Consider the following 23,967-nt stretch of genomic DNA (forward strand, 5'->3'; position numbering starts at 1 on the left):
CGCAGTTATCAGTAATCAGTTTTAACTGGACTTAAATAAATAGTATTCAGAAGATCTGCGTAGATCTTTTCATTCATATTATATCTGCATGATCTGCTAAATCTGCATGAAAAAATTATTAGCCCGCAGATCTCGCAGATTCAGCGGATTTTTTTTCTTATAAATATTTGTAACACGGAATAGTCAAGAAGTCAACAAACTCAGTATTTACAACTAATCTTTCCAATACTTTTTCAGCAAGCGGAAATTGTTGTTTTTCGTGATTTTCCTCGCCTAATTCCTCTTTTATTTTTCTGAATTCGTCCAAAGCCAATTCGTGATAATATGCCAGATCTAATTTTCGTCCATTATCTAAAAGCACTTTATTCTGAAGCCATTGCCATAATTGCGATCTCGAAATTTCAGCCGTTGCGGCGTCTTCCATTAAATTATGCAATGCGGCAGCGCCTTGTCCATTCAGCCATGAAGCCAGATATAGAACTCCAACATTGATATTTTTTCGAACACCGTTTTCAGTGATGATTCCAATTGGTGGTTCAATCAAATCAGCTTCTGTAATTTTTCGATGTTCTCTTTTTATGTGAATTTGATTTGGAGTTGGCATTCCTTTATCAAAAATTTCTTTTGCCAATAAAACCAAATCGGGATGTGCTACCCACGTTCCGTCGTGACCGTTTCTAACTTCACGTTCTTTATCGGTTTTTACTTTTGCGAAAGCGACAGCATTGGCTTCTTCATTATTTCGAATCGGAATTTGAGCTGCCATTCCGCCAATCGCATGAATACCTCTTTTGTGACATCTTTGAATAACTAAATTTGAATAGGCATTCATAAAAGGCGACGTCATATTTACCTGATCGCGATCTGGAACGATGAACTTTGGATTTTTTCTGAACTTTTTGATGTATGAGAAAATATAATCCCAGCGTCCGCAATTCAAGCCCACGATATGTTCTTTCAATTCATAAATGATTTCATCCAATTGAAAACTTGCTGTAATCGTTTCAATTAAAACCGTCACTTTTATCGTTCCGCGTTTTAGTTTTAAATAATCCTCAGTAAAATCAATTACATTGTTCCACCAGCGTGCTTCCAAATAATGTTCTAGTTTCGGAATGTAGAAATAGGGTCCTGAATTATTTTCTAAAAGACGTTTATGATTATGAAAAACATACAATCCAAAATCTACCAAAGAACCAGAAACTTCATTTCCTTCAATTAAAAGATGCTTTTCCGGCAAATGCAAACCTCTCGGACGTACAATTAGCGTTGCGATTTTTTCATTTAAATGATAGGATTTTTGTTTTACCAAATCGGTATAGGTAATGGTTTTGTTAACCGCATCAATCAAATTCACTTGCCCATCCATTAGATTTTGCCAGGTTGGCGAAGTGCTGTCTTCAAAATCGGCCATAAAAGTTTTTGCTCCCGAATTCAAAGCGTTGATTATCATTTTGCGATCAACTGGCCCGGTAATCTCCACTCTTCGATCTAATAAATCTTTTGGGATTTCACCAGCTGTCCAATTGCCTTCTCTCACACTTTTAGTTTCTGGAATAAAAACCGGCATGATTCCCTGATCAAAAGTGACTTGTTTTTGTTCTCGCTGCAAAAGCAATAGTTTTCGCTGTGATTCGAATTTTCTATGCAATTCAGTTATAAAAGCAACTGCCTCTTCTGTCCAGATTTTTGGATAACGAAGCTTCTTTTCGGCTAAAAATTCCATCGCCGTCTCGGTAATTTCTAATTGGTTTTTCATAGCTGTGGTTTTATTTTTTTATTAGAAAAAATTCTCATCATTTATTCATCGTCTATTCATTTCAGAATATCAAAATCGTAACAATTTGATTTTTAATAATTTCTACATGACAATATTATAAAAAAGTTTTTTACAAAACAAGCGAACGTTCGCTAAAAATGAAAAATAATTTTTTGGCGATTATTTTTAGATTAACTATATTTGGTTCATGGATATCGAAAAAGACTATATAAAGCTGATCTTCGGACTAAAATTGAAGCAAGTCCGTACGCAAAAAAATCTGTCACTTTTTGGCTTGGCCAAATTGACAAATCTTTCAAAATCGTATTTAAACGAGATTGAAAAAGGAAAAAAATATCCTAAAACAGACAAAATTTTATTGCTCTGCGAACATTTGGATGTGACTTACGACCAAATGGTGTCTTTAAAACTCGATAACAACCTCGCTCCGATTGGCGAAATCTTAAAATCCGGAATTTTAAAAGAGATTCCACTTGAACTTTTCGGAATTCAGGAAGCCGATTTAATTGATATTATTGCGAATGCTCCGGCCAAAGTCAATGCGTTTATTAGTACTATTATCGAAATTGCGCAGCATTACAACCTAAGCCGTGAAAGTTTCTTTTTGGCCGCTTTACGTTCGTATCAGGAAGCACACAGTAATTACTTTGAAGATTTAGAAGAAAAGGTAATTTCGTTTTCGAAGTCGTTTCAGATTAATCTGGATTCTAAAATTAGTATTGAAGAATTGGAAGCAATTTTAAAAGAAGAATACGAATACAACATTAAAGAAATTGCTTTTGCAGATCAGGAAGCTTTAGATGATTTACGTTCGATTTATGTTCCAAAAAGCAAAACTTTATTGTTATCTACAGAACTTGACCCTCCGCAAAAAGCTTTTATTTTAGCTAAAGAAATTGCTTATAATTATTTAAAAATCTCCGATCGTTTACTGACTTTCAGCTGGATTAAGTTTGAAAATTTCGATCAGGTTTTGAATAATTTTTACGCTTCTTATTTTGCGGGTGCTTTACTATTGCCTAGAAAATTGGTTGTAGATAAAATCAATTCTTTTTTGGAAAATGAAAATCCGAAACCGGAAGAATTTGTTCAATTAATTGAAAGTTTCGAAGTTTCGCCTGAATCATTTTATCAACGATTAACGAATTTATTACCGAAAGATTTTCAGCTGAAAAACTTATTCTTTTTAAGATTATCCCATAAAATAGGTTCTGATTTTTATCAGATAAATAAAGAATTGCACATTACACATCAGCAAGAACCACATGCCAACGAAACCAACGAACATTATTGCAGAAGATGGGTTTCGGTTAAAACGATTGACGAAGCCATCAAACAAAATAAATCACATTTCTTTGACGCACAAATATCTAGTTATGCGAATAGCGGAAACGAATATTTAGTATTTTCATCGGCTACAAAAGATCCTTTTGCAGAGAATTATATCAGAAGTATTTCTGTTGGTATTTTGATTAATCCGACAATGAAAAAGAAATTCAAATTCATTGACGGAAAACCTTTGGTGAAACGAATTGTTGGTGTAACTTGTGAAACTTGTTCCGTAAAAGATTGTTTGGAAAGAAGCGCTCCGCCGACTGTTTTGGAGAAAGAGAAACGTCATGAGAATACGGATGCAGTTGTTCAGCAGTTTATAAATCAATATAGTTAAACCATTATGAAATATTTTGCCTTATTAATAACCTTGTTTTTCATCAACTTCAACCAAAAAACGGACAAACTTACTGGCCGTTACAATTATTTGATTGAAGACGACAATTCTTATATCCAAAAAGATAAAATTACTTTTAAGGATAGCGTTTTTGTTTTTGATAACAAGTATTTGCCAAAAGGAAAAATTTCTTATGGTAATGTAATAGTATTGGATCATTTCATTAATCGGGATTTAATTATAAGTATTCCGAAAGATCAAATTGCAAAAGATACTATTGATTTTTTTATGCATGATAAACAAAGTCCCGTTTCTAATTACCTTGATGTAGTAACTGGAAAAGGGAAATTGATTAGGATTAAATAATTCGAGACAATCTTGTCATCTCGACGAAGGAGAGATCGCAATAGAAATTCCAATCCTATAGTCGCCAATCTTTGTCGAGCCACTTGTGAAGAATGGATTAAAATCCATCCCTACAATATGTATTGTTCCTTCGGAACGTTTTCCCTTTATGTCTATTCAACTTCTGAAAACAAAAACTTCTAAATTAGCCCCGATAGAAGTGGAAATCCTTTTGTGTCCGCCGCGGCGGACACAAAAGATTGCAACGGATAGCGGGACTAAACGTCTTTTGAAAACCAAAATTTCTGCTCCTAAAAAACCTTAGAATCTTAGCCACTTAGCACCTCAGAACCTTTCTTAACCTAGATTAAGTGCTTTTCCTCGACCTTGACCGTATCTTTGTACTATAAAAATAACAAAAGGACAAAGTCATGGAAAATATAGTATTGCACAAAGCAGAAACAAGAGGAAATGCAAATCACGGTTGGCTAAATGCTTATCATAGCTTTAGTTTTGCGAGTTGGTACAATCCGGATAGAATTCAGTTTGGAGCACTTCGTGTTTTGAATGATGATACAATTGCTGGTGGAATGGGCTTTGGAACGCATCCTCACGATAATATGGAAATTATTACGATTCCATTAGAAGGAGATTTGGCACATAAAGATAGTATGGGAAATACTGAAATCATCAAAAATGGTGATATTCAGGTGATGAGTGCAGGGACAGGAGTTCAGCACAGTGAGTTTAACCCAAATGCAGATCAACAGACTAAATTATTACAAATCTGGTTGTTTCCGAACAAAAGAAACGTTACGCCACGTTACCAACAAATCACTTTAGATGTTGCTGACAGACATAATAAATTGGCTCAAATTCTATCTCCAAATGCAGATGATCAAGGAGTTTGGATTCACCAAGATGCCTGGTTCAACATGGGGAATTTTGATGCCGGAATCGCAACCGAATACAAAATTAAAAAAGAAGGAAACGGAGTTTATGCTTTCGTTTTGAAAGGAAACGTAACCATCAACGGTCAGGAATTAAACACTCGTGATGCGGTTGGAATTTCAGGAACTGACACTTTAACAATCAAAGCAAATACAGATGCTGAATTTTTATTGATGGACATTCCGATGAATTACTAATTCAAAGATTACAATTAATATTTTTTTTCAGAAACGATATTTAAGTTGATTTTCAACTTATTATCGTTTCTTTTTTTGCTCGAATTTCATCAAAACTCAAAAAGAAAACGTAATTTTATTAGATGAAAATTGGTCTTAATTTACTTAAAACTAACTATTTAAAATTTTCAATCATGAATCCAAATAACCTAACTAAAGAATACACAAACGGCGAAGTAACGATTGTTTGGCAATCCGGAAAATGCATACATTCTGCCAATTGTGTAAAAAACAATCCGGATGTTTTTCATCCAAAAGAAAAACCATGGATTTTACCTGAAGCTTCAACTACAGATAAAATTATTGAGACGATTCATAAATGTCCTTCGGGAGCGTTGAGCTTTTATATGAATAAGAAAAGCTAAGCTTTACGCATTAGTTTTTTTTTGCCACAGATTACACAGATTAAAGTGATTTTTATTCGCCATGAATTGTACAAATTACCACAAATTTTAATTCAATTTATTTTGTGGGAATTTGTGCAATTCGTGGCAATATTTTTTTTAATCCTTTTAATCTGTGTAATCTGTGGCAAAAAACATCCCATTTTTATTTCTTAATCTAGGTTAAGTGCGTTACGCTTACTACCACCGTAACTTTGTCCTATCAAAATGAAACAAATAAATTAATTATTTAAAAAAATAAAATTATGGCAACTACAAAATGGTCAATTGACCCAACACATTCAGAAATTGGTTTTAAAGTTAAACACATGATGTTTACAAATGTTTCAGGTAAATTTGGAACTTATGACGCTACAATTACTACACAAGGAGATGACTTCGAAAATGCAGATATCCAGTTTTCTGGTGATATCGCTTCTATCGACACTGCAAATGCAGACAGAGACGGACACTTGAGAAGCGCTGATTTCTTTGACGTTGAAAATAATCCGAAATTGACTTTCAAAGCTTCATCTTTCAAAAAAATTGATGCTGGAGATTATCAATTAACTGGAGATTTAACAATCAAAGGAATTTCAAAAGAAGTAAAATTCCCAGTAGAATATAGCGGAATCTTGACTGATCCTTGGGGAAATACTAAAGTTGGTTTAAGCATCGAAGGAAAAATCAATCGTAAAGATTGGGGTTTAAACTGGAACTCAGCTCTTGAAACTGGAGGTGTTTTAGTTGGAGAAGAAGTAAAATTAAATATCGAATTACAATTCGTAAAACAAGCTTAATACTTTATAATAGGTTTTAATTTGGTTGGTTAAGAAGCCTGCACTTTTTCTCGGGAGTGCAGGCTTTTTTTATTAGCCACGAATTATTGTTTTTGCCACAGATTTCACAGATTAAAAGGATTTTTTTATGTTTTATGGGAATTAAATAATCAGTGAAAATCCTTTAATCTGTGGCTAAAAAAAACTATCGCACAGTATTTCGAAATTCTGTTGGCGAGATTCCTGTCTGTTTTTTGAAGAATCTGGAGAAATACGAGTAGTCTTCGTAGCCAACTTTGAACGCTACTTCGTTTACAGCTAATTGTTTGTCGATTAACATTCTTTTAATTTCCAGAATTACACGATCCGTGATCACTTCTGTGGCGGTTTTTTGGAGGATTTCATTGCAGATTCTGTTTAAATGTTTTAGCGTGATATTTAATTTTTCTGCGTAGAAAGATGGGAGTTTTTCTGTTCTGAAATATTCCTCTAAAAGCGATTCGAATTTGTTGATTTTGATATTGTACGAATGTGTTTGATGCGAATAGGTTTCGCTGTATTTTCTGGAAATTTCAATGTGAATACAATCTAATAAATTCAACATTTTATCCAATTGCAATTTATTATTCTGATTGTTTTCCTGAATCAGCAAATCAAAATAAGGAAGAATTTTTGGGATTTCTTTTTCTTCAAAAACCATTTCCGGCCGGTTATGAATCGAATGATAAAAATTATAATCGTTGATGTTCTTCTGTCCGAAATACAGATTATACAATTCCTGCGAAAAGATAATTACAAAGCCTTCAATATCTTCAGACAAACTCCAATGATGCATTTGTCCAGGCTGAAGCACAAATAAACTTCCTCTTTTTATTTCGAACTGATCAAAATCGACTTCATGTTTTCCCGAACCTTTTGTGAAAAATACCATTAAATACGAATCATGACGATGCGGTTCTTCGACAAAACTGTGGCTTTTTAAATGCTCTTTAAAAGTATTTACATAAAAATCGCGATGAATATCATTACAGCTAAAATTCTGAACACTATAAACGGGATATTTTTGCATAAAAATGTCTTTATTGTGCTATAAGTAGCGAAGATACTAAAAAGACTTTTACCCAACTCCGAATTACCTTTGTATAAATAAAAAACATTAAAGTCATGTCAAATGCATTAACTCATATTTTAAGCAACGAATGTCCGATTTGTCACAAAGGAAAAGTATTTACAGACAAAAGTATTTTTTTGACTTTCGGTCTTCCAAAAATGAACGAATACTGCAGTCATTGTAATTACAAGTTCCAAAAAGAACCTGGTTATTTCTTTGGAGCGATGTATGTAAACTACGGATTAACAGTTGCTCAGGGAATTGCAACCTATTGTATTGCACAATTTTTCTTTGAGAAAAATTTCGATTTAAGAATCATCCCGATTATTGCTGTTGTGATTACTTTGCTCACTTCTTTCAATTTAAGATTTTCAAGGTTAACATGGATTTACATGTTTAAGGATTATACGAAATAAAAAAGTGTTATTTTTGCCTTTCAATTGAAACTAATTTTCAATTCCAAAAAAATAAAAAACAAATTAGACAAATGAAAGCATACGTATTTCCAGGTCAGGGCGCACAGTTCACAGGAATGGGTAAAGACCTATATGAAAACTCGGCTTTAGCCAAAGAACTATTCGAAAAAGCCAATGAAATTTTAGGCTTTAGAATTACAGATATTATGTTTGAAGGTACTGCCGAAGAACTAAAAGAAACTAAAGTGACTCAGCCAGCTGTGTTTTTACACTCGGTTATTTTGGCTAAAACTTTAGGCGAAGATTTTAAACCAGAAATGGTTGCAGGACATTCTTTAGGAGAATTTTCAGCTTTGGTTGCTAACGGAACTTTATCTTTTGAAGATGGTTTGAAATTAGTTTCTCAGCGTGCTTTGGCTATGCAAAAAGCTTGTGAAATTACTCCATCTACAATGGCTGCGGTTTTAGGTTTAGCGGATAATATTGTGGAAGAAGTTTGCGCTTCTATTGACGGAATTGTGGTTGCTGCCAACTATAACTGTCCAGGACAGTTAGTAATTTCAGGAGAAACTTCAGCTGTTGAAAAAGCTTGTGAAGCTATGAAAGCTGCAGGAGCAAAACGTGCTTTAATTTTACCTGTTGGAGGAGCATTTCACTCGCCAATGATGGAACCAGCGAGAGAAGAATTAGCTGCTGCAATTGAAGCAACAACGTTCTCTACTCCAATTTGCCCAGTGTACCAAAACGTTACTGCAAATGCAGTTTCTGATGCAAACGAAATTAAAAAGAACTTAATCATTCAATTAACTGCTCCGGTAAAATGGACACAATCTGTACAACAAATGATCGCTGACGGCGCTACTTTGTTTACCGAAGTTGGTCCAGGAAAAGTTTTAGCTGGTTTGATTAATAAAATTGATAAAGAAGCAGTTACTGCTAATGCTTAATTTTTAAGTTTTTAGTGATGAGTTGAAACTATACTCATAAAAAATCCTCATTAACGAAATGTTTATGAGGATTTTATTTTATAGCTCTTTTGCTTCTGCCTTGTAATTATTTAAAATTCCAGTAATCAGATAATTTTGATTTCTTTTTTCAAAAAACACATACCAAGTTGTTCTGGCGTTGGGTTTATAAAAAATATATTCTGAACCTAAGTAACTAAAGGGTTTTGGAGTTTTCTTATGCGGAGATTTTTTTATTCTTTCTAGAATTGCATTATGTATATCAGAAACATAATCTTCCGCAGATTCAATAAAACCAAAATATTCCTTTTTATATAACGTTACAACTAAATCATCTAGATATCGAATTACTTCTGGTGTAAAGATAACTTCTATTTTCCCCACCATTCTCTAATTCTTCTAATAGATTCAGCTTTTGCTTGCTCTGGTGTCAATCCTTTTGCAAACTCTGCATCAAAATCAAAAGTTTCAGGATCTATTCCTTTGAATTTCGTTTTTTGAACTTCATATTCTACTCTTGGTTCTTCAACCTTGTTTTTTTTATTTTCTTTGTCCGAATCCATTATTCTTACATTTTATATTCTTACAAATTTACAAAATAAATTAAATCAAAATCTATAAAGCTTTCTTTTCCTTCTTCTTGTAATTCACAATAAAAACCCCAAGAATAATAAGCGCTGTCGCAATAATAAAATCAATTGTAATGACTTCATCCAAAAGCAACCATCCGAGGAAAACTGCAATTATCGTGTTTATATAAGCTAAAATAGAAACCTGAACCGCTGTAACATGTTTTAAAGCATAACTATAACTAAAAAAAGCAATTACAGATCCGAAAATCGACAAATACAAAGCCGCCAAAATACTTCTGGAAGTCCACGAACTAAAATCTGGATTTGGAGAAAAAATGGAAGCCAAAACCAACTGAATACAAGACGCCGTTGTAAATTGATAAAACAAATTGAGTACAATATTATTCGATTTATTGGCGTGTGTTTTGGTATAAATTGTTCCAATAGCCCAAGCCAAAATCGCAAATCCCATAAACATCATTCCGGTTCTGTAATCAGCATCCAAAAACGATCCAAGTCCGTCTTTGAATATAAAAACGACTCCCGAAAATCCAATTAATACTCCAACAAAACCTTTAAAACTCATTTTTTGCAAGCCCACTAAAATGCTTCCAAGAAATATCAATATCGGAGATAAAGCACTTATTACAGAAGCTAATCCACTTGGCAAAGTCTTTTCGGCAATTGTCGTAAAACCATTTGCAATTACTATCATCAAAACCGAAGGAATAAGCTGTTGCTTGAAATTTCCCCAACCAATCCATTTTAATTCTTTTTTGAACAACAAAATAGTCATCATAATCAGTCCCGCCAATCCTTGACGAATTGAAGTTACAAACCAAGGCGGAATCGTTTCAACCGCAACCCTGATTCCTAAAAATGTTGTACCCCAGATAATTCCAACAGCTGCCAGAGCAAAAATCAATTTATAATCTAAACTTTGTTTCATGATAATATCATCTAAAAAAAATCCCAAACTATATTACTATAATTTGGGACCTTAAAATTTTATAATTTTAATGTAAAGGATTATTTATTCCTCACTTTTTGTTCCCATTTCCACGCGCTTGCCATAGCTTCGTCTAAACTTAATTCAGCTTTCCATCCTAAGACATTATTCGCCTTATCTGTGTTTGCATAAGCTTCAGTAATATCACCTTCACGACGTGGCTTAATAACGTATGGTAATTTTTTATCGCTCACTTTTTCAAAACTGTGAATCACTTCAAGAACTGAACTTCCTTTTCCTGTTCCTAAATTAAAAGTTTCAACTTTTGCTAAATTCTTTTTATTCAATAAACGCTGTAAAGCAATTACGTGTGCTTTTGCCAAATCTACAACGTGAATATAATCACGAACTGCAGTTCCGTCTGATGTTGGATAATCATCTCCAAAAACAGATAATTCCTGACGAAGTCCCACTCCCGTTTGCGTAATAAACGGAACTAAATTTTGAGGAACTCCTAAAGGCAATTCTCCAATTTCCACTGATTCGTGTGCTCCAACCGGATTAAAATAACGCAATAAAATAGCACTGATGTTTGTTACTTTAGCAGTATCCGTAATAATCTCTTCTCCTATTTGCTTTGTATTCCCGTAAGGCGACATTGCTGTTTGAACAGGAGCATCTTCTGTAATTGGCATTTTTTCGGCTTGACCGTAAACCGTACAAGACGAACTAAAAATAAAACTTGCCTCAGGTTTTTGCTGTAATTCCTGTAAAAGATACACTAAACTGCTAATGTTGTTTTCATAATACAACAATGGTTGTTCAACACTTTCACCAACTGCTTTTGAAGCTGCAAAATGAATTACTCCAGTAACATCATTATATTTTTTAAAGAAATCCTGAACGGCACTTTTTTCTCTTAAATCAATTTTTTCAAATAAAGGTGTTTTTCCCGTAATGGCTGTAATTCCTTTTAAAACATCTTCTGAAGAATTTGAAAGATTATCGATTATCACAACTTCGAAGCCTTCATTTTGCAATTCGACTACTGTGTGAGAACCAATAAATCCTAATCCTCCTGTTACTAATACTTTCATTTTTTTTGGTTGTTTTTTATGTAGTTAATTTATACGCTTGTCTACCAATAAGAATCCATTTGTTTTTCTGTTTTTGCCAAACGAGCATTATTCCTATTTTAATATCTTTATCAACTCCGCCATCTTTAGTATGAGCTGCGAGTATGTGCCTAACAATCGCAACATCATTTTGAATTGTGATCGTTTGGTCTTGAAAATCGATAGTTACAAAATCGGATTTCCCGCTAACTATTCCCTCAATAAATTCTGTCTGATTTTGAAAATTGCCATTTGAATGGACATAACTCAGCTTTTCTGAAGTTAATGCTTTTAATTTTGCTCCATCAGCATCAATCATAGCCTGGCGCAAAATTTCAACTTGATCAATAACAGCTTTTTCTTCTTTCGAAATTACTTTTTGAGCAAAAGCCGAAAACTGAAGAAAAATCATTAAAATTAAAAGACTACTTCTTCTCATTTTTTATTTATTTAAAAATTCTAAAACAGAATCAGTAATAAATTTAATTTGTTCATCATCAAGTTCTGTGTGCATTGGCAAAGCAATTACTTCCTGAACCAGTTGATTCGTAACTGGAAATTGCTCTTCTTTATAACGAGGATCCAAATATGCTTTTTGAGAATGCAACGGAATTGGGTAATAAATTGCACACGGAATTCCTTTATCTAACAAATGCTGCATTAAAGCATTTCTGTCAGCATCAATAATTCTTAAAACATATTGATGAAAAACGTGATCGTTCTCATTTACATCAAAATCTGGTGTAATTATATGTTTGTTTCCAGCAAAAGCTGCATTATATTTTGTTGCCGCTAAACGACGTGCTTTATTATATTCATCAAGCAAAGGCAATTTTGCATTCAAAACTCCAGCCTGAATACTGTCTAAACGAGAATTCACCCCTACAACATCGTGGTGATAACGCTCATACATTCCGTGATTTACAATTCCGCGGATAATATGCGCCAATTTATCGTCATTTGTAAAAATTGCTCCACCATCTCCATAGCATCCTAAGTTTTTAGAAGGAAAAAATGAAGTTGCTGCAACGTGACCGATTACTCCAACTTTAGTTTTTGCACCCGATTTAGAAATATAATCAGCTCCAATTGCCTGCGCATTATCTTCGATTACATATAAATTATGTTCGGTTGCAATTTCCATAATCGCATCCATATTTGCAGCGCGTCCAAATAAATGCACCGGAACAATTGCTTTTGTTTTTGGTGTAATTGCTTTTTTTACAGCTTCAATATCGATGTTCATATTTACCATATCAACATCAACCAAAACCGGAGTTAACTGCAATAAAGCAATAACCTCAACAGTTGCGGCAAAAGTAAAATCGGCAGTGATAACCTCATCACCAGGTTTCAAACCTAAACCCATCATTGCTATTTGCAAAGCATCTGTTCCGTTTGCACAAGGAATAACGTGTTTTGCACCTAAATAATCTTCAAGATTCTTTTGAAACTGATGAACCAAAGGTCCGTTAATATAAGAATTTGTGTCTAAAACTTCCTGAATTGAAGCGTCAACTGTAGATTTTATTTTTTCATATTGACTCTTTAAGTCAACCATTTGTATTTTTTTCATTTTGAATAACATTTAAAATAAAGACCTGATTTTTAAACATAATCTTTAAAAGGAGCAACAAAAATAGTTATTTAATACCTGCAAACCAATGAAAATAATCGAAAGAAATGTAATTTAGCCACAAAAATAAACAGATGCTTTTTTTATATAATTTAGTTGTTTCTATTGCGGGGTTTTTTCTGAAAATCGTAGCGCTTTTTAGTCCGAAAATTAAGCTTTTTACAGAAGGCCGAAAAAATGTTTTTGCAATTTTAGAAGAAAAAATAAAATCATCAGACAAAACGATTTGGTTTCATTCTGCCTCGCTTGGCGAATACGAACAAGGACTTCCTGTTATTGAAAAAATCAAAGAAAAATATCCGTCGCATAAAATCATTGTAACCTTTTTTTCACCATCTGGATACGAAGTGCGCAAAAATAACACAGTTGCAGACGTCACGATCTACCTTCCATTAGACACAAAAAGCAATGCAAAAAAATTCATAGAATTAGCACATCCCGAACTCGCATTTTTTATTAAATATGAATTTTGGCTTAACTATTTGAAAGAATTAGAAACAAATAAAATTCCAACCTATTTGATCTCTGGTATTTTCAGAGACAATCAAATGTTTTTTAAATGGTATGGTGGTTTTTACAGAAAAGCATTAAAAGCCTTTACTTATTTTTTTGTTCAGAATGAAAAATCAAAAGAAAAAATCGAAGCTATTGGATTTCAAAATGTAATTGTATCTGGCGATACTCGTTTTGATCGCGTTGCTGCCATTTTAGAAAGAGACAATACAGTCGATTATATTGAAAAATTCAAAAATAATCACCCAACTATAGTCATAGGAAGTTCTTGGCCAAAAGATGAAGCAATATTAGCTGAATATATCAATCAAGCTTCGGAAAAGGTGAAATTCATTATTGCTCCTCACAATATCAAAGAAGATCAGATTTCAAGCTTAAAATCTCAAATCACAAAATCAACTGTATTATTTTCCGAAAAAGACCAAGCTGGTGATTTATCAAATTATAATGTTTTTATCGTAGATACTATTGGACTGCTGACCAAAATTTACAGTTACGGAACAATTGCTTATGTTGGCGGAGGTTTTGGAAATCCCGGAATACATAATGTCCTAGAACCTGCTACATTTGGAATTCCAATTTTAATTGGGCCAAATTATTCAAACTTTGCAGAAGCAGTTTTATTGGTAAAACTTGGAGGCTGCATTTCTATTGCTGACGGCAACGAATTAAAAAGTCATTTTGATCGATTACTTACTGATGAAAAATATTTAGAAGAAAAAAGTAAAATTTGCAAAAGTTATATTCAAGACAATAAAGGCGCAACGGATTGCATCATGAAAACAGTTTCAGAAACGATTTAAAAGCCCTCAAAGCTCACCTAATAGCATTATTACCCTAAAAAGCTCTTAAAAGAGCCCATTTTAAGCTTAATGCATTAAATGCTTTTTGCCCAAAAAACAAAACAAACTACAAGTAATACAAACTCAAACGTTATTTTTATTGCCGAATCAGCAACAAAAAATAATTTCTTCGAAAAATACAATAATATAATATTTTTTTACTATTTTGGCATGTTTTTTGATAAATAGAATAATCGTGAGCGATGAAAATATTTTAAAAAAAAAGTGAAAAAATATTTTACATATTAAAAAATTTATATCTTTGCCACGAATTAATAATTAACCTTTTATAATAAAGTAAGATGAAAAAAGTATTTTTAAGTTTAGCTGTTGTTGCTGTATTAACTGTTGTATCTTGTAAAAAAGCTGACGCTGCAGCTACTGAAACTGTAGATTCTACTGCTGTTGCTGTTGATTCTGCTGCTACTGTAGTTGATTCTGCTGCTGCAACTGTTGATTCTGCTGCTGCTAAAGTTGATTCTGCTGCTGCTAAAGTAGAAGAAGTAAAAAAATAATTAGAACCTAAGTTCTAAAAATTTTAAAACCATCATAGCGATGGTTTTTTTTATGCAGAAATTTAAGCCTCTGCAAAAAGCACAAAAAAAGTGTTTGCAATCGCAAACACTTTTTTTTATTTCACATTAATCCATTTCTTCTTCCTCAACAACCTCATCTTCAAAAATCGATTCATTTGACGAAAAATCCAAAATTTCCGATTTCGAAGCATAAGTCACAATCTCTCTTATTCCTTTCTGCAAAAGCAACTCAGTACTATATTTACGACTTGTAGCAAAATGAAGCTCTCCAAGCATCAATTTAAAAAAATACTTTCCCCCAGAACCTTTAAACTTTAAAAACTTCGCAAGCTCAATATTTTCCTTGAATTTCTGTATATCTTCTTCACACTCAAATCTTAATTCATAACTCAAACTTGTAAAAATCACCTTTCCTTTCCTTGAAGTAAACGTGAATTTATATTCGTCATTAAATCGCCTGCTGATTACAAAAGCACCCATTTAGAAATATTAGATTTTAGATTGTTGATTTTAGAATTCTTAGATTCTTAGATTTTTAAAAGAAACCCACTTTACCAATTTCTTTTAAATGCAGTTTTACACAATAAAAAAAGCCTCTTCAAAAGAAGAGGCTTTAGTACTCAGAGCGGGACTTGAACCCGCACGAACATTGCTGTTCACTGGATTTTAAGTCCAGCGTGTCTACCAATTTCACCATCCGAGCATTATATGGTTTTGAGCGAAAAACGGGGCTCGAACCCGCGACCTCGACCTTGGCAAGGTCGCGCTCTACCAACTGAGCTATTTTCGCATTTCAAATTTTTCTTAAAGAACTTGCAACACTTGATTTGTTTCGTATTGCGAGTGCAAATTTAGGACATTTATTCAATTACACAAGCGTTTTTTGAAAAAATATTTTAGTTATTCTATAACATTCTGATAACCTAAACTTTAAACTTGAAAATTTTTATTTTTATTTTTTGACTAACATTCTTTTGATCTCATTCAACTTCATCAGTGCTTCGACTGGCGTTATCGCATTTATATCAAGACCTAGAATTTCTTCTTTTATCTCTTCCAATAAAGGATCATCTAAATTAAAGAAACTCATCTGCATTTCATCATTAGCTGATTTTATTCCGTTTAATACTTCACTGGAATGATTTTTTTCTAATTTCTTTAAAAGCTTTTGCGCTTTTGAAATTACCAACTGAGGCATTCCGGCCATTTTTGCAACATGAATTCCAAAACTATGAGCACTTCCTCCTTTTACCAGTTTACGAACAAAAAGAACAGTATCTTTTAGCTCTTTGACCGCCACATTAAAATTCTGAATTCTCGGAAGCGATTCTGTCATTTCGTTTAATTCATGATAATGCGTTGCAAATAATGTTTTAGCTTTTGAAGGATGCTCGTGTAAAAATTCGGCAATAGCCCAAGCAATCGAGATTCCGTCATACGTACTTGTTCCTCTTCCAATTTCATCCAGAAGCACCAAACTTCTATCTGAAATATTATTCAAAATTGAAGCTGTTTCATTCATTTCCACCATAAAAGTAGATTCGCCCATCGAAATATTATCAGAAGCTCCTACTCTTGTAAAAATCTTGTCCACAATTCCCATTCTAACGCTGTCTGCCGGAACAAAACTTCCCATTTGAGCCAATAACACAATTAAAGCCGTTTGTCTCAAAATAGCCGACTTACCCGACATGTTTGGACCGGTAATCATTATAATTTGCTGAGTTTCCCTGTCCAAATAAACATCATTAGAAATATACGGTGTACCAACTGGCAATTGCTTTTCAATTACCGGATGCCTTCCTTCTTTGATTTCCAACTCAAATGTGTCGTCAATTTCCGGGCAAACATATTTATTTTCTATTGCCAATTGCGTAAACGAACACAAACAATCTAGTTGCGCCACTAAATTAGCATTCATTTGAACCGGTTTAATATAAGTCGCAATCCAGGCAACTAATTGTTCAAAAAGATCTGCTTCAATTTTATAGATTCTTTCTTCGGCTCCTAAAATCTTGGTTTCGTACTCTTTTAATTCTTCTGTAATATAGCGCTCTGCGTTAACCAAAGTCTGTTTACGAATCCATTCTACAGGCACTTTATCTTTATGTGTATTTCGAACTTCAATATAATACCCAAAAACATTATTAAAAGATATTTTCAAAGAAGAAATTCCTGTACGTTCAGATTCTCTTCTTTCAATTCCTTCCAAATATTCTTTTCCAGAAGTTGATATCGCACGAAGTTCATCCAATTCTTCATTTATCCCGCTTGCGATAGCATTCCCTTTTGCAATCGCAACTGGCGCATCTTGATTTAAGGTTACTTTTATTTTTTCTCTTAATAAATCACAAGCATGCAGACTGTCTCCAATAACTTTTACAGCTTCTTGCGGACTTTCAAGCGCCAGCGTTTTAATTGGAATAATAGCATCCAGCGATTCTTTTAGATAGACAATTTCACGAGGCGAAACTTTTCCTGCAGCAATTTTAGAAATCAAACGTTCCAAATCTGAAATTTGCTTGATTTGATATTGAATGTTATGAAGGACTTCCGAATTTGATTTTAAATACGAAACCACATCATGACGTCCTTTTATTTTGTTGCTGTCTTTTAAAGGAAGAGCAAGCCATCTTTTTAATAAACGACCTCCCATTGGCGAAAGCGTTCTATCAATTACATCTAAAAGCGTAACTGCATTTGGATTGTAGCTGTGATACAATTCTAAATTTCGAATCGTAAAACGATCCATCCAAACATATGCATCTTCTGCAATACGCTGGATCGCTGTAATATGTTGTACACGATTGTGCTGTGTCTCTGATAAATAATACAAAATTGCTCCAGAAGCAATAATTCCTTCTTTTAATTCTTCGATTCCAAATCCTTTTAAAGAATTCGTCTGAAAATGTTTTGTCAGCGTTTCTAAAGCATAATCTTCTTTATAGATCCAATCTTCTAAGTAAAAACTATGAAAATCTTCACCAAAAGCAGCTTTAAAATCACCTTTATTATTCTTCGGAACTAAAACCTCACTCGGATTAAAATTTTGCAACAGCTTATCAATATATTCGGCATTTCCCTGTGCCGTCAAAAACTCTCCTGTTGAAACATCCAAAAAGGAAATTCCGATATTTTTATTAGCAAAATAAACCGATGCTAAAAAGTTGTTCGATTTAGACTGCAAAACCTCATCGTTTAAAGAAACTCCCGGAGTTACTAACTCCGTAACACCTCTTTTCACAATAGTTTTTGTCATTTTTGGATCTTCAAGCTGATCACAAATTGCTACGCGAAGACCCGCTTTAACCAATTTTGGCAAGTACGTATTAATAGAATGGTGTGGAAAACCTGCCAAAGCTGTCTCGGTATCTGAACCTGCACCTCTTTTGGTCAATGTTATTCCGAGAATTTTAGAAGCTCTAATGGCGTCTTCCCCAAATGTTTCATAAAAATCCCCTACTCTGAAAAGCAGACATGCATCAGGATATTTTCTCTTGATTTCGTTGTACTGTTTCATTAAAGGTGTTTCTTTCACCACTTTTTCTTTAGCTGCCAAATCGATATATTTTTAAATGAAAATTAAGACAGCGAATTTATAATTTTTTAGCGGCATATCGAAGGCTTCAAAAATTAAAATATTTTAAGAGATTTTTAAGTTGACATTTAAGAATTTTACATAGATTTGTTCTATCATTTAAACAAAGACTATAAAAATGAAAAAAATAATTTTATTTGTTATGCTTGCTGTAGCTGGAGTTACGGCTTCTAACGCGCAATCTGCTAAAAAAGGAACTGCAAAAGTTGCTAAAGTAGAAGGAGCAGGAATGCTTTTTGAAACAGAAACTATTGACTATGGAACAATTGCTCACAATGCTGACGGAAAACGTGAATTCGTTTTTGTTAACAACGGAACAAAACCATTGATCATTACAAACACGCAAGGTTCTTGCGGATGTACTGTTCCTACTACGCCAAAAGAGCCAATCGCACCAGGTGCTAAAGGAATCATTGGTGTAAAATATGCTACTGACAGAGTTGGACAATTTACAAAAACTGTAACTGTTACTTCTAACGCTGAAGGACAGCCAACAAAAGTACTTACTATTAAAGGTACAGTTTTACCAGATCCAGTAAAAAGCTAATCTGAAAATAAAACAAAATAAAATAATTGAAAAAGCTTCCTTATCTTTGGAAGCTTTTTTTATGATTAGAATATAGCAAAAATGAGAAAACTAGAAAATAGCGAATTGGACCGCAAATCGATTGAAGATTTTAAAAAATCAGACAAAACACCTTTAATTTTAGTTTTGGATGACATTCGCAGCTTACACAATATTGGTTCTGTTTTTAGAACAGCCGATGCTTTTTTGATTGAAAAAATCATTTTATGCGGTATTACAGCTACTCCACCAAACAAAGAAATTCATAAAACTGCTCTTGGCGCTACAGAAACCGTAGCTTGGGAACATCATGAAAATGTACTTGAAGTCATTGAAAATCTTAAAAAAGAAAATGTCCTGACTCTTGCTATAGAACAAGTTGAAAGCGCTATTTTTCTTCAGGATTTTAAAACAGAAAAAAATCAGAAATACGCTTTGGTTTTTGGCAATGAAGTTTATGGAGTTGCGCAAGAAGCTGTAGCCATTTGTGATGGCTGTATTGAGATTCCGCAATTAGGAACTAAACATTCCTTAAATATTGCTGTAAGTGCCGGAATTGTAGTTTGGGATTTATTTCAAAAACTAAACTGGCCAGCAAACAATTAAGAATATTTTTACTTAAAAATTGTGATTATTACCTCATTTTTAGACTTTAATTGTTAGAAATTGAAATATTTTTTTTTATTATTATAAAAGTGATACTTTTATAAAATGAAAAATAAGAGTTCCCTAAATATATATATATTATTTATTTTATTGCTGTCCAGTTCTTTTGGATTTGCTCAAATTACGACAACTGCACCTATTGTTAAAGCAACCGGAGATCAGCTTTATTGTCCTCAAAATACAATAAAAATTGTAACTGATTTCTCCATTACACACGACCCTTTAGAAACAGGAACTGAAGGCGTTTTTATTCAGGTTTCATCTGGTTATTCAAGTGGTTTTGATCAGCTTGCTCTTGCAAATCCTGCAACACATCCTAATGTAACTACAAGCTGGGATTCAACAGCAGGAAAATTAAGTATAACAAGTCCAACAGGCGGTAATGTTTTATATTCCGACTTAGTTGCTGCAGTAAAAGATGTGGTTTTCACAAATCCTTCAACTTCAGCTTCGGGAACCAGAACATTTTCAATAACAATTGGTAATGCCAATTATTTACCTTCAACGCAGCACTTTTATTTATATGTACCAAATACTGGTATTACCTGGACTTCAGCACGAGATGCTGCTGCCGCAAGTACTTATTACGGACTTAAAGGATATTTGGCAACCATATTATCAGCAGATGAAGCTAAATTAATTGGCGAGCAAGCATCAGGAACGGGATGGATTGGTGGTAGCGACGCAGAAACCGAGGGAGTTTGGAAATGGGTAACAGGCCCTGAAGCCGGAACTCTAATGACTTATACTTTCTGGAACAATGGCGAACCTAATAATCAAGGAGATGAAGATTATGCGCATATTACACAACCAGGAGTGGGTATAAGAGGTTCATGGAATGATTTATCAAATACGGGATCATTAACCCCCGGAGATGCTTATCAACCTAAAGGGTATGTTGTTGAATATGGCGGATCTACAGGAGAATCGCCTTTAGAAATTGCTGCAAGCACTAAAATTACAATACCTGAAGCAAACGTATTGACACCAAATCCAATTTGTGATTCGGGAAGCTTTACAATAAATGCAACAGCTACGGCTGGAGTGACAATCAGCTGGTACAATCAGGCAACCGGAGGAACGGTAATTGCAACTGGAAGTTCTTATACAACACCAGTAATAAATAATACTACAACTTATTATGTAGATGCTGGTTGCGAATCTAACCGAAAATCAGTTACAGCTGTAGTAAATAAAACTCCTAATACACCAACTGTGGCTTCATCAAATGTTTCCCGTTGCGGACCAGGAAGTGTTGATCTTCAAGCAACAACTAATGTTGGCGTTATCAACTGGTACACTTCTTCAACAGGAGGAACAAGTCTTTTTACAGGAAATAATTTTACAACACCAACAATTACTTCATCAGCCATTTATTATGCAGAGGCATCAAACAGTGGTTGCTTAAACACCAATCGTACCCCTGTAAACATTACCATTTATACTCCGCCGGCTGTTACGGATGAGACAGTTGTATTATGCCAATCTAAAAAGAAAATACTTAATGCTGGAATAGCTGGCATGACTTATTTGTGGTCAACGGGAGCTACAACTCAAACTATCGAGATAGGAACTGGCGGTACATATACTGTTGATGTAACAAGCCCTGCTCCTCAAAGTTGCACGAGCCGAAAAACAATTATAGTTGAAGAACATGAAATTCCGCAAATAGATCGTATTGATGTTGAAGGAACCAGAGCAATAATTTATCTTAAAAAAGAGCAGCCTTATTTTGAATATTCTGTTGATGGTTCAAATTTTCAGGATTCTAATATTTTTTACGATGTTCCAGGCGGATTACAAACTGCTTATGTAAGAGAAAAAGGTGGTTGTGGTGCTACTGCAAAAAACTTTGTGGTTTTAGTTTTTCCAGCTTTCTTTACTCCAAACAACGATAGCTATAATGATGTCTGGGAAGTAACCGGAATGGAGAATTATCCTCAGGCACAAGTCACCATTTTTGATCGCTATGGAAAATTATTAGCGCAATTAAGTACTTCAAGAATGAGCTGGGATGGAACTTTTAATAAAATACAACTTCCTGCATCAGATTATTGGTATGCCTTAAAAATTGATGATACACACCCTATCTTAAGAGGTCATTTTTCATTAAAAAGATAAAATTCATTTTTTATTGTTTCCAAAGCAGTTTTCAATTAAAAAATGTAATTTTAAATATGAAAACCAAATTCTCTTGTGGCTATACTATGGCAATTGTACTACTATATTGTAATACATTATTTGCCTTTAAAAACACGCCTTTGCATGAACGGGAATTTAAAAAAGAAAACAAACCTAAACTTACAACGGCCGCATCTATAATCACTGCAACTGGAAATCAAGTTTATTGTCCGCAAAGCAGTATAAAAATTGTAACAGACGTAACAATCAGCGCAACAGAAGAAATTAATGCGGTCTACATTCAAATTTCTTCCGGATATATAAATAATGAAGATCAATTAAGTCTAATCGGCACTCATCCTAATTTAATTTCAAGCTGGAACCCTGACTCAGGCACACTTACTATTTCGAACAACGCAGGAAAAACAGCTTCACTTTCTGAATTCATTTCAGCCATAAAAGCAGTCGAATTTAGAAATAGTTCCGTAAGCCCAAGCGGAATCAGAAATTTTTCGATAAGCTTGGGACAAGCCAATTATTTACCTTCATCAAAACACTATTACCAATTTGTTTCCAGTCCAGGAATTTCCTGGGGCGATGCTAAAAGAGCTGCAGCTGCGAGCAAATATTATGGGCTTCAAGGCTATCTCGTAACTATCACAACTTTAGATGAAGCAATATTTGTTGGAGAACAGCTTTCTGGCACAGGATGGATTGGAGGAAGCGATACCAGAAAGGAACCTTATTGGCGATGGGAAACCGGCCCTGAAGAAGGAACTGAATTTTGGTACGGCCGTGAAAGCGGATCAACCACAACTTTTGCTTATTGGAATGATTTCAAAGAACCAAATAATGGTGGTGAACTAGCCCTGATAGGAGTTGAAGATTACGCCTATATCACACCACCTGGATATGGCCAAAAAGGAAGATGGAACGATGCTTCTCTTTATGGAAGTTCAGATCCAACCAATGTAAATTATCCGAGAGGATATATCGTAGAATATGGCGGAATGCCCGGAGATGTTTATCCTCAAATAAGCGCCAGCACTTCGCTCACCATGCTTTCAATTACCGAAACAAAAGCTCCAGACATCTGCGGATCTGGAACTACTCTATTAGAAGCCAAAAGCTCAGCAGGAACAATAAATTGGTATGCCGATGAAACAAGCACTGGCATAATAGCAACCGGAAATAATTTTACAACGCCAGTTTTAAATGCAAGCCAAATGTATTATGTTGCAGCCGAATTTGAAGGCTGTCTCACTAAAAGAACTGCTGTTGTAGCAAGAGTAAATATAGTTCCAGAAGTAACTTCTGTTTCAAATCCCGAGCCTGTTTGCGGTTCTGGAATCTTCTTTTTAGAAGCGACTGTTTCTGCAGGCGAAGCAAACTGGTATGATTCAAAAACAGGTGGTTCTCTTTTAGGAACTGGTCCTTTGTTTGTTACACCTAATATTTCTGCAAATACAATTTATTATGCCGAAGCCAATAATAACGATTGCCGTTCTGTTACGCGAACCCCAATAGAAATAAAAATCTACCCACTTCCTGAAGTTCAAGATGAAGTAGTCGTTTTGTGTGCTCCTAATTCGGTTACACTGGACGCTGGAATCAGCAATATGAGTTATTTGTGGTCAACAGGAGAAACGACTCAAAAAATCAACGTTTCTCAATTAGGAACATATTATGTCGTTGTAACTGCTTCTACTTTGGGTAATTGTACAAATCAAAAAAACATCAAAGTAATTGAACTTCCTGCACCTGAAATTCAAAAAATTGAAGTTGACAATAGAACAGTGACTATTATTCTCAGCAATCCTGAAAGCTATTTTGAATATTCTATTGACGGAATAAATTTTCAGAATTCTAATGTTTTTGAAAATGTTTCTGGCGGTTTGCAAACCGCTTATGTGAGAGAAAAAAGTGGTTGCAAAACGGTTTCAAAAAGTTTTATTGTCCTAATTTTTCCTGCGTTTTTTACTCCAAATAATGACTCTTTCAATGATGTTTGGGAAATAACAGGATTGGACAATTATCCTAAAGCCCAAATTACTATATTTGATCGCTACGGAAAATTACTAGCACAGTTAAGTGCTTCAAAAATGAGCTGGGATGGGACTTTCAACAAAATACAGCTTCCGGCATCCGATTATTGGTACACCTTAAAAATTGACGAAAATCATCCTGTTGTAAGAGGTCATTTTTCATTAAAAAGATAA

23 protein-coding genes and 2 tRNA genes are annotated in these 23,967 nt (G+C 34.1%); 13 read left to right on the top strand and 12 right to left on the bottom strand.

What is annotated here, in order from left to right; genetic code table 11:
- Positions 1–157: 157 nt before the first annotated feature.
- Positions 158–1,759, bottom strand: a complete 1,602-nt coding sequence (gene aceB / locus ACNFIH_RS08895) for a malate synthase A (protein ID WP_426486344.1) — start codon at positions 1,757–1,759, stop codon at positions 158–160.
- 208 nt (positions 1,760–1,967) lie between these two features.
- Between aceB and ACNFIH_RS08900 the strand changes: the two genes are divergently transcribed.
- The 5 genes from ACNFIH_RS08900 to ACNFIH_RS08920 all read left to right on the top strand — a co-directional run bounded on the left by ACNFIH_RS08900 (position 1,968) and on the right by ACNFIH_RS08920 (position 6,164).
- Positions 1,968–3,449 carry a helix-turn-helix domain-containing protein gene (locus tag ACNFIH_RS08900; protein WP_426486345.1) on the top strand — a complete coding sequence of 494 codons (1,482 nt, stop codon included), beginning with the start codon at positions 1,968–1,970 and terminating at the stop codon, positions 3,447–3,449.
- Between the two features lie 6 nt (positions 3,450–3,455).
- The gene (locus tag ACNFIH_RS08905) at positions 3,456–3,815 is read left to right on the top strand and encodes a hypothetical protein (RefSeq protein WP_035651667.1); all 360 of its coding nucleotides are present in this window, start codon (positions 3,456–3,458) and stop codon (positions 3,813–3,815) included.
- 410 nt (positions 3,816–4,225) lie between these two features.
- Positions 4,226–4,942 carry a pirin family protein gene (locus ACNFIH_RS08910; RefSeq protein ID WP_426486346.1) on the top strand — a complete coding sequence of 239 codons (717 nt, stop codon included), beginning with the start codon at positions 4,226–4,228 and terminating at the stop codon, positions 4,940–4,942.
- A gap of 173 nt (positions 4,943–5,115) precedes the next feature.
- A complete protein-coding gene (locus tag ACNFIH_RS08915) occupies positions 5,116–5,346 on the top strand; it encodes a (4Fe-4S)-binding protein (RefSeq protein ID WP_426486347.1) in 231 nt (76 codons plus the stop codon).
- Positions 5,347–5,630: 284 nt separating this feature from the next.
- Complete coding sequence (locus ACNFIH_RS08920; RefSeq protein ID WP_132989352.1) at positions 5,631–6,164, top strand: YceI family protein; 534 nt, start codon at positions 5,631–5,633, stop codon at positions 6,162–6,164.
- Between the two features lie 184 nt (positions 6,165–6,348).
- On the opposite strand, the gene ACNFIH_RS08925 is transcribed toward ACNFIH_RS08920, so the two are convergent.
- Positions 6,349–7,212 (bottom strand): helix-turn-helix domain-containing protein, encoded by an 864-nt coding sequence (locus tag ACNFIH_RS08925; RefSeq protein ID WP_426486348.1) that lies wholly within the window; start codon positions 7,210–7,212, stop codon positions 6,349–6,351.
- Between the two features lie 95 nt (positions 7,213–7,307).
- On the opposite strand from ACNFIH_RS08925, the gene ACNFIH_RS08930 reads away from it, so the two are divergent.
- A complete protein-coding gene (locus ACNFIH_RS08930; RefSeq protein ID WP_426486349.1) occupies positions 7,308–7,670 on the top strand; it encodes a DUF983 domain-containing protein in 363 nt (120 codons plus the stop codon).
- Positions 7,671–7,741: 71 nt separating this feature from the next.
- On the top strand, positions 7,742–8,617 hold the full coding sequence (gene fabD / locus ACNFIH_RS08935) for an ACP S-malonyltransferase (protein ID WP_155102558.1): 876 nt from the start codon (positions 7,742–7,744) through the stop codon (positions 8,615–8,617).
- A gap of 78 nt (positions 8,618–8,695) precedes the next feature.
- On the opposite strand, the gene ACNFIH_RS08940 is transcribed toward fabD, so the two are convergent.
- The 6 genes from ACNFIH_RS08940 to ACNFIH_RS08965 form a co-directional block, all read right to left on the bottom strand.
- Positions 8,696–9,022 carry a hypothetical protein gene (locus ACNFIH_RS08940; protein WP_426486350.1) on the bottom strand — a complete coding sequence of 109 codons (327 nt, stop codon included), beginning with the start codon at positions 9,020–9,022 and terminating at the stop codon, positions 8,696–8,698.
- Positions 9,007–9,198, bottom strand: coding sequence for a hypothetical protein (locus ACNFIH_RS08945; protein WP_426486351.1), 192 nt, complete (start codon positions 9,196–9,198; stop codon positions 9,007–9,009). Before ACNFIH_RS08945 ends, ACNFIH_RS08940 begins: the two co-directional genes overlap by 16 nt.
- 52 nt (positions 9,199–9,250) lie before the next feature.
- Positions 9,251–10,156, bottom strand: coding sequence for a DMT family transporter (locus ACNFIH_RS08950; protein WP_426486352.1), 906 nt, complete (start codon positions 10,154–10,156; stop codon positions 9,251–9,253).
- A gap of 80 nt (positions 10,157–10,236) precedes the next feature.
- Complete coding sequence (gene galE, locus ACNFIH_RS08955; protein WP_426486353.1) at positions 10,237–11,253, bottom strand: UDP-glucose 4-epimerase GalE; 1,017 nt, start codon at positions 11,251–11,253, stop codon at positions 10,237–10,239.
- Between the two features lie 16 nt (positions 11,254–11,269).
- Positions 11,270–11,710 carry a nuclear transport factor 2 family protein gene (locus ACNFIH_RS08960; protein ID WP_426486354.1) on the bottom strand — a complete coding sequence of 147 codons (441 nt, stop codon included), beginning with the start codon at positions 11,708–11,710 and terminating at the stop codon, positions 11,270–11,272.
- 3 nt (positions 11,711–11,713) lie between these two features.
- Positions 11,714–12,847 carry a DegT/DnrJ/EryC1/StrS family aminotransferase gene (locus tag ACNFIH_RS08965; RefSeq protein ID WP_426486355.1) on the bottom strand — a complete coding sequence of 378 codons (1,134 nt, stop codon included), beginning with the start codon at positions 12,845–12,847 and terminating at the stop codon, positions 11,714–11,716.
- A 134-nt stretch (positions 12,848–12,981) separates the two neighbouring features.
- Between ACNFIH_RS08965 and ACNFIH_RS08970 the strand changes: the two genes are divergently transcribed.
- Entirely contained in the window at positions 12,982–14,223 is a 1,242-nt protein-coding gene (locus ACNFIH_RS08970; protein ID WP_426486356.1) for a 3-deoxy-D-manno-octulosonic acid transferase, read from the top strand.
- Positions 14,224–14,564: 341 nt separating this feature from the next.
- Positions 14,565–14,777 carry a PG1828 family lipoprotein gene (locus ACNFIH_RS08975; RefSeq protein ID WP_035651649.1) on the top strand — a complete coding sequence of 71 codons (213 nt, stop codon included), beginning with the start codon at positions 14,565–14,567 and terminating at the stop codon, positions 14,775–14,777.
- Between the two features lie 126 nt (positions 14,778–14,903).
- On the opposite strand, the gene ACNFIH_RS08980 is transcribed toward ACNFIH_RS08975, so the two are convergent.
- From ACNFIH_RS08980 to mutS, 4 genes are all read right to left on the bottom strand, one after another.
- On the bottom strand, positions 14,904–15,278 hold the full coding sequence (locus tag ACNFIH_RS08980; protein WP_426486357.1) for a DUF1508 domain-containing protein: 375 nt from the start codon (positions 15,276–15,278) through the stop codon (positions 14,904–14,906).
- Positions 15,279–15,415: 137 nt separating this feature from the next.
- Positions 15,416–15,501: transfer RNA gene (locus ACNFIH_RS08985), tRNA-Leu, on the bottom strand.
- Between the two features lie 14 nt (positions 15,502–15,515).
- Positions 15,516–15,588, bottom strand: a tRNA-Gly gene (locus tag ACNFIH_RS08990).
- Between the two features lie 162 nt (positions 15,589–15,750).
- Positions 15,751–18,357: a DNA mismatch repair protein MutS gene (mutS, locus tag ACNFIH_RS08995; RefSeq protein ID WP_426486358.1), complete on the bottom strand. Its 2,607-nt coding sequence runs from the start codon at positions 18,355–18,357 to the stop codon at positions 15,751–15,753.
- A gap of 157 nt (positions 18,358–18,514) precedes the next feature.
- On the opposite strand from mutS, the gene ACNFIH_RS09000 reads away from it, so the two are divergent.
- The 4 genes from ACNFIH_RS09000 to ACNFIH_RS09015 all read left to right on the top strand — a co-directional run bounded on the left by ACNFIH_RS09000 (position 18,515) and on the right by ACNFIH_RS09015 (position 23,967).
- Complete coding sequence (locus ACNFIH_RS09000) at positions 18,515–18,943, top strand: DUF1573 domain-containing protein (protein WP_142450457.1); 429 nt, start codon at positions 18,515–18,517, stop codon at positions 18,941–18,943.
- Between the two features lie 81 nt (positions 18,944–19,024).
- A complete protein-coding gene (locus tag ACNFIH_RS09005) occupies positions 19,025–19,567 on the top strand; it encodes an RNA methyltransferase (RefSeq protein ID WP_035651642.1) in 543 nt (180 codons plus the stop codon).
- A gap of 105 nt (positions 19,568–19,672) precedes the next feature.
- A complete protein-coding gene (locus tag ACNFIH_RS09010; protein ID WP_426486359.1) occupies positions 19,673–21,748 on the top strand; it encodes a T9SS type B sorting domain-containing protein in 2,076 nt (691 codons plus the stop codon).
- Between the two features lie 56 nt (positions 21,749–21,804).
- Positions 21,805–23,967, top strand: coding sequence for a T9SS type B sorting domain-containing protein (locus tag ACNFIH_RS09015; RefSeq protein WP_426486360.1), 2,163 nt, complete (start codon positions 21,805–21,807; stop codon positions 23,965–23,967).

This window comes from Flavobacterium sp. 2 (assembly GCF_049949195.1).
In the GTDB taxonomy this organism is placed as follows: domain Bacteria; phylum Bacteroidota; class Bacteroidia; order Flavobacteriales; family Flavobacteriaceae; genus Flavobacterium.

Excerpts from the sequence above, each read along its gene's own strand:
- ACNFIH_RS08910 (WP_426486346.1), top strand. The coding sequence starts at position 4,226 with ATGGAAAATATAGTATTGCACAAAGCAGAAACAAGAGGAAATGCAAAT.
- ACNFIH_RS09000 (WP_142450457.1), top strand. The coding sequence starts at position 18,515 with ATGAAAAAAATAATTTTATTTGTTATGCTTGCTGTAGCTGGAGTTACG.
- ACNFIH_RS08905 (WP_035651667.1), top strand. The coding sequence starts at position 3,456 with ATGAAATATTTTGCCTTATTAATAACCTTGTTTTTCATCAACTTCAAC.
- ACNFIH_RS08940 (WP_426486350.1), bottom strand. The coding sequence starts at position 9,022 with ATGGTGGGGAAAATAGAAGTTATCTTTACACCAGAAGTAATTCGATAT.
- ACNFIH_RS09015 (WP_426486360.1), top strand. The coding sequence starts at position 21,805 with ATGAAAACCAAATTCTCTTGTGGCTATACTATGGCAATTGTACTACTA.
- ACNFIH_RS08960 (WP_426486354.1), bottom strand. The coding sequence starts at position 11,710 with ATGAGAAGAAGTAGTCTTTTAATTTTAATGATTTTTCTTCAGTTTTCG.
- ACNFIH_RS08900 (WP_426486345.1), top strand. The coding sequence starts at position 1,968 with ATGGATATCGAAAAAGACTATATAAAGCTGATCTTCGGACTAAAATTG.
- aceB (WP_426486344.1), bottom strand. The coding sequence starts at position 1,759 with ATGAAAAACCAATTAGAAATTACCGAGACGGCGATGGAATTTTTAGCC.
- ACNFIH_RS08965 (WP_426486355.1), bottom strand. The coding sequence starts at position 12,847 with ATGAAAAAAATACAAATGGTTGACTTAAAGAGTCAATATGAAAAAATA.
- ACNFIH_RS08975 (WP_035651649.1), top strand. The coding sequence starts at position 14,565 with ATGAAAAAAGTATTTTTAAGTTTAGCTGTTGTTGCTGTATTAACTGTT.
- ACNFIH_RS08915 (WP_426486347.1), top strand. The coding sequence starts at position 5,116 with ATGAATCCAAATAACCTAACTAAAGAATACACAAACGGCGAAGTAACG.
- ACNFIH_RS08920 (WP_132989352.1), top strand. The coding sequence starts at position 5,631 with ATGGCAACTACAAAATGGTCAATTGACCCAACACATTCAGAAATTGGT.
- ACNFIH_RS09010 (WP_426486359.1), top strand. The coding sequence starts at position 19,673 with ATGAAAAATAAGAGTTCCCTAAATATATATATATTATTTATTTTATTG.
- ACNFIH_RS08970 (WP_426486356.1), top strand. The coding sequence starts at position 12,982 with ATGCTTTTTTTATATAATTTAGTTGTTTCTATTGCGGGGTTTTTTCTG.
- ACNFIH_RS08930 (WP_426486349.1), top strand. The coding sequence starts at position 7,308 with ATGTCAAATGCATTAACTCATATTTTAAGCAACGAATGTCCGATTTGT.
- ACNFIH_RS08925 (WP_426486348.1), bottom strand. The coding sequence starts at position 7,212 with ATGCAAAAATATCCCGTTTATAGTGTTCAGAATTTTAGCTGTAATGAT.
- ACNFIH_RS08980 (WP_426486357.1), bottom strand. The coding sequence starts at position 15,278 with ATGGGTGCTTTTGTAATCAGCAGGCGATTTAATGACGAATATAAATTC.
- ACNFIH_RS08950 (WP_426486352.1), bottom strand. The coding sequence starts at position 10,156 with ATGAAACAAAGTTTAGATTATAAATTGATTTTTGCTCTGGCAGCTGTT.
- ACNFIH_RS09005 (WP_035651642.1), top strand. The coding sequence starts at position 19,025 with ATGAGAAAACTAGAAAATAGCGAATTGGACCGCAAATCGATTGAAGAT.
- galE (WP_426486353.1), bottom strand. The coding sequence starts at position 11,253 with ATGAAAGTATTAGTAACAGGAGGATTAGGATTTATTGGTTCTCACACA.
- fabD (WP_155102558.1), top strand. The coding sequence starts at position 7,742 with ATGAAAGCATACGTATTTCCAGGTCAGGGCGCACAGTTCACAGGAATG.
- ACNFIH_RS08945 (WP_426486351.1), bottom strand. The coding sequence starts at position 9,198 with ATGGATTCGGACAAAGAAAATAAAAAAAACAAGGTTGAAGAACCAAGA.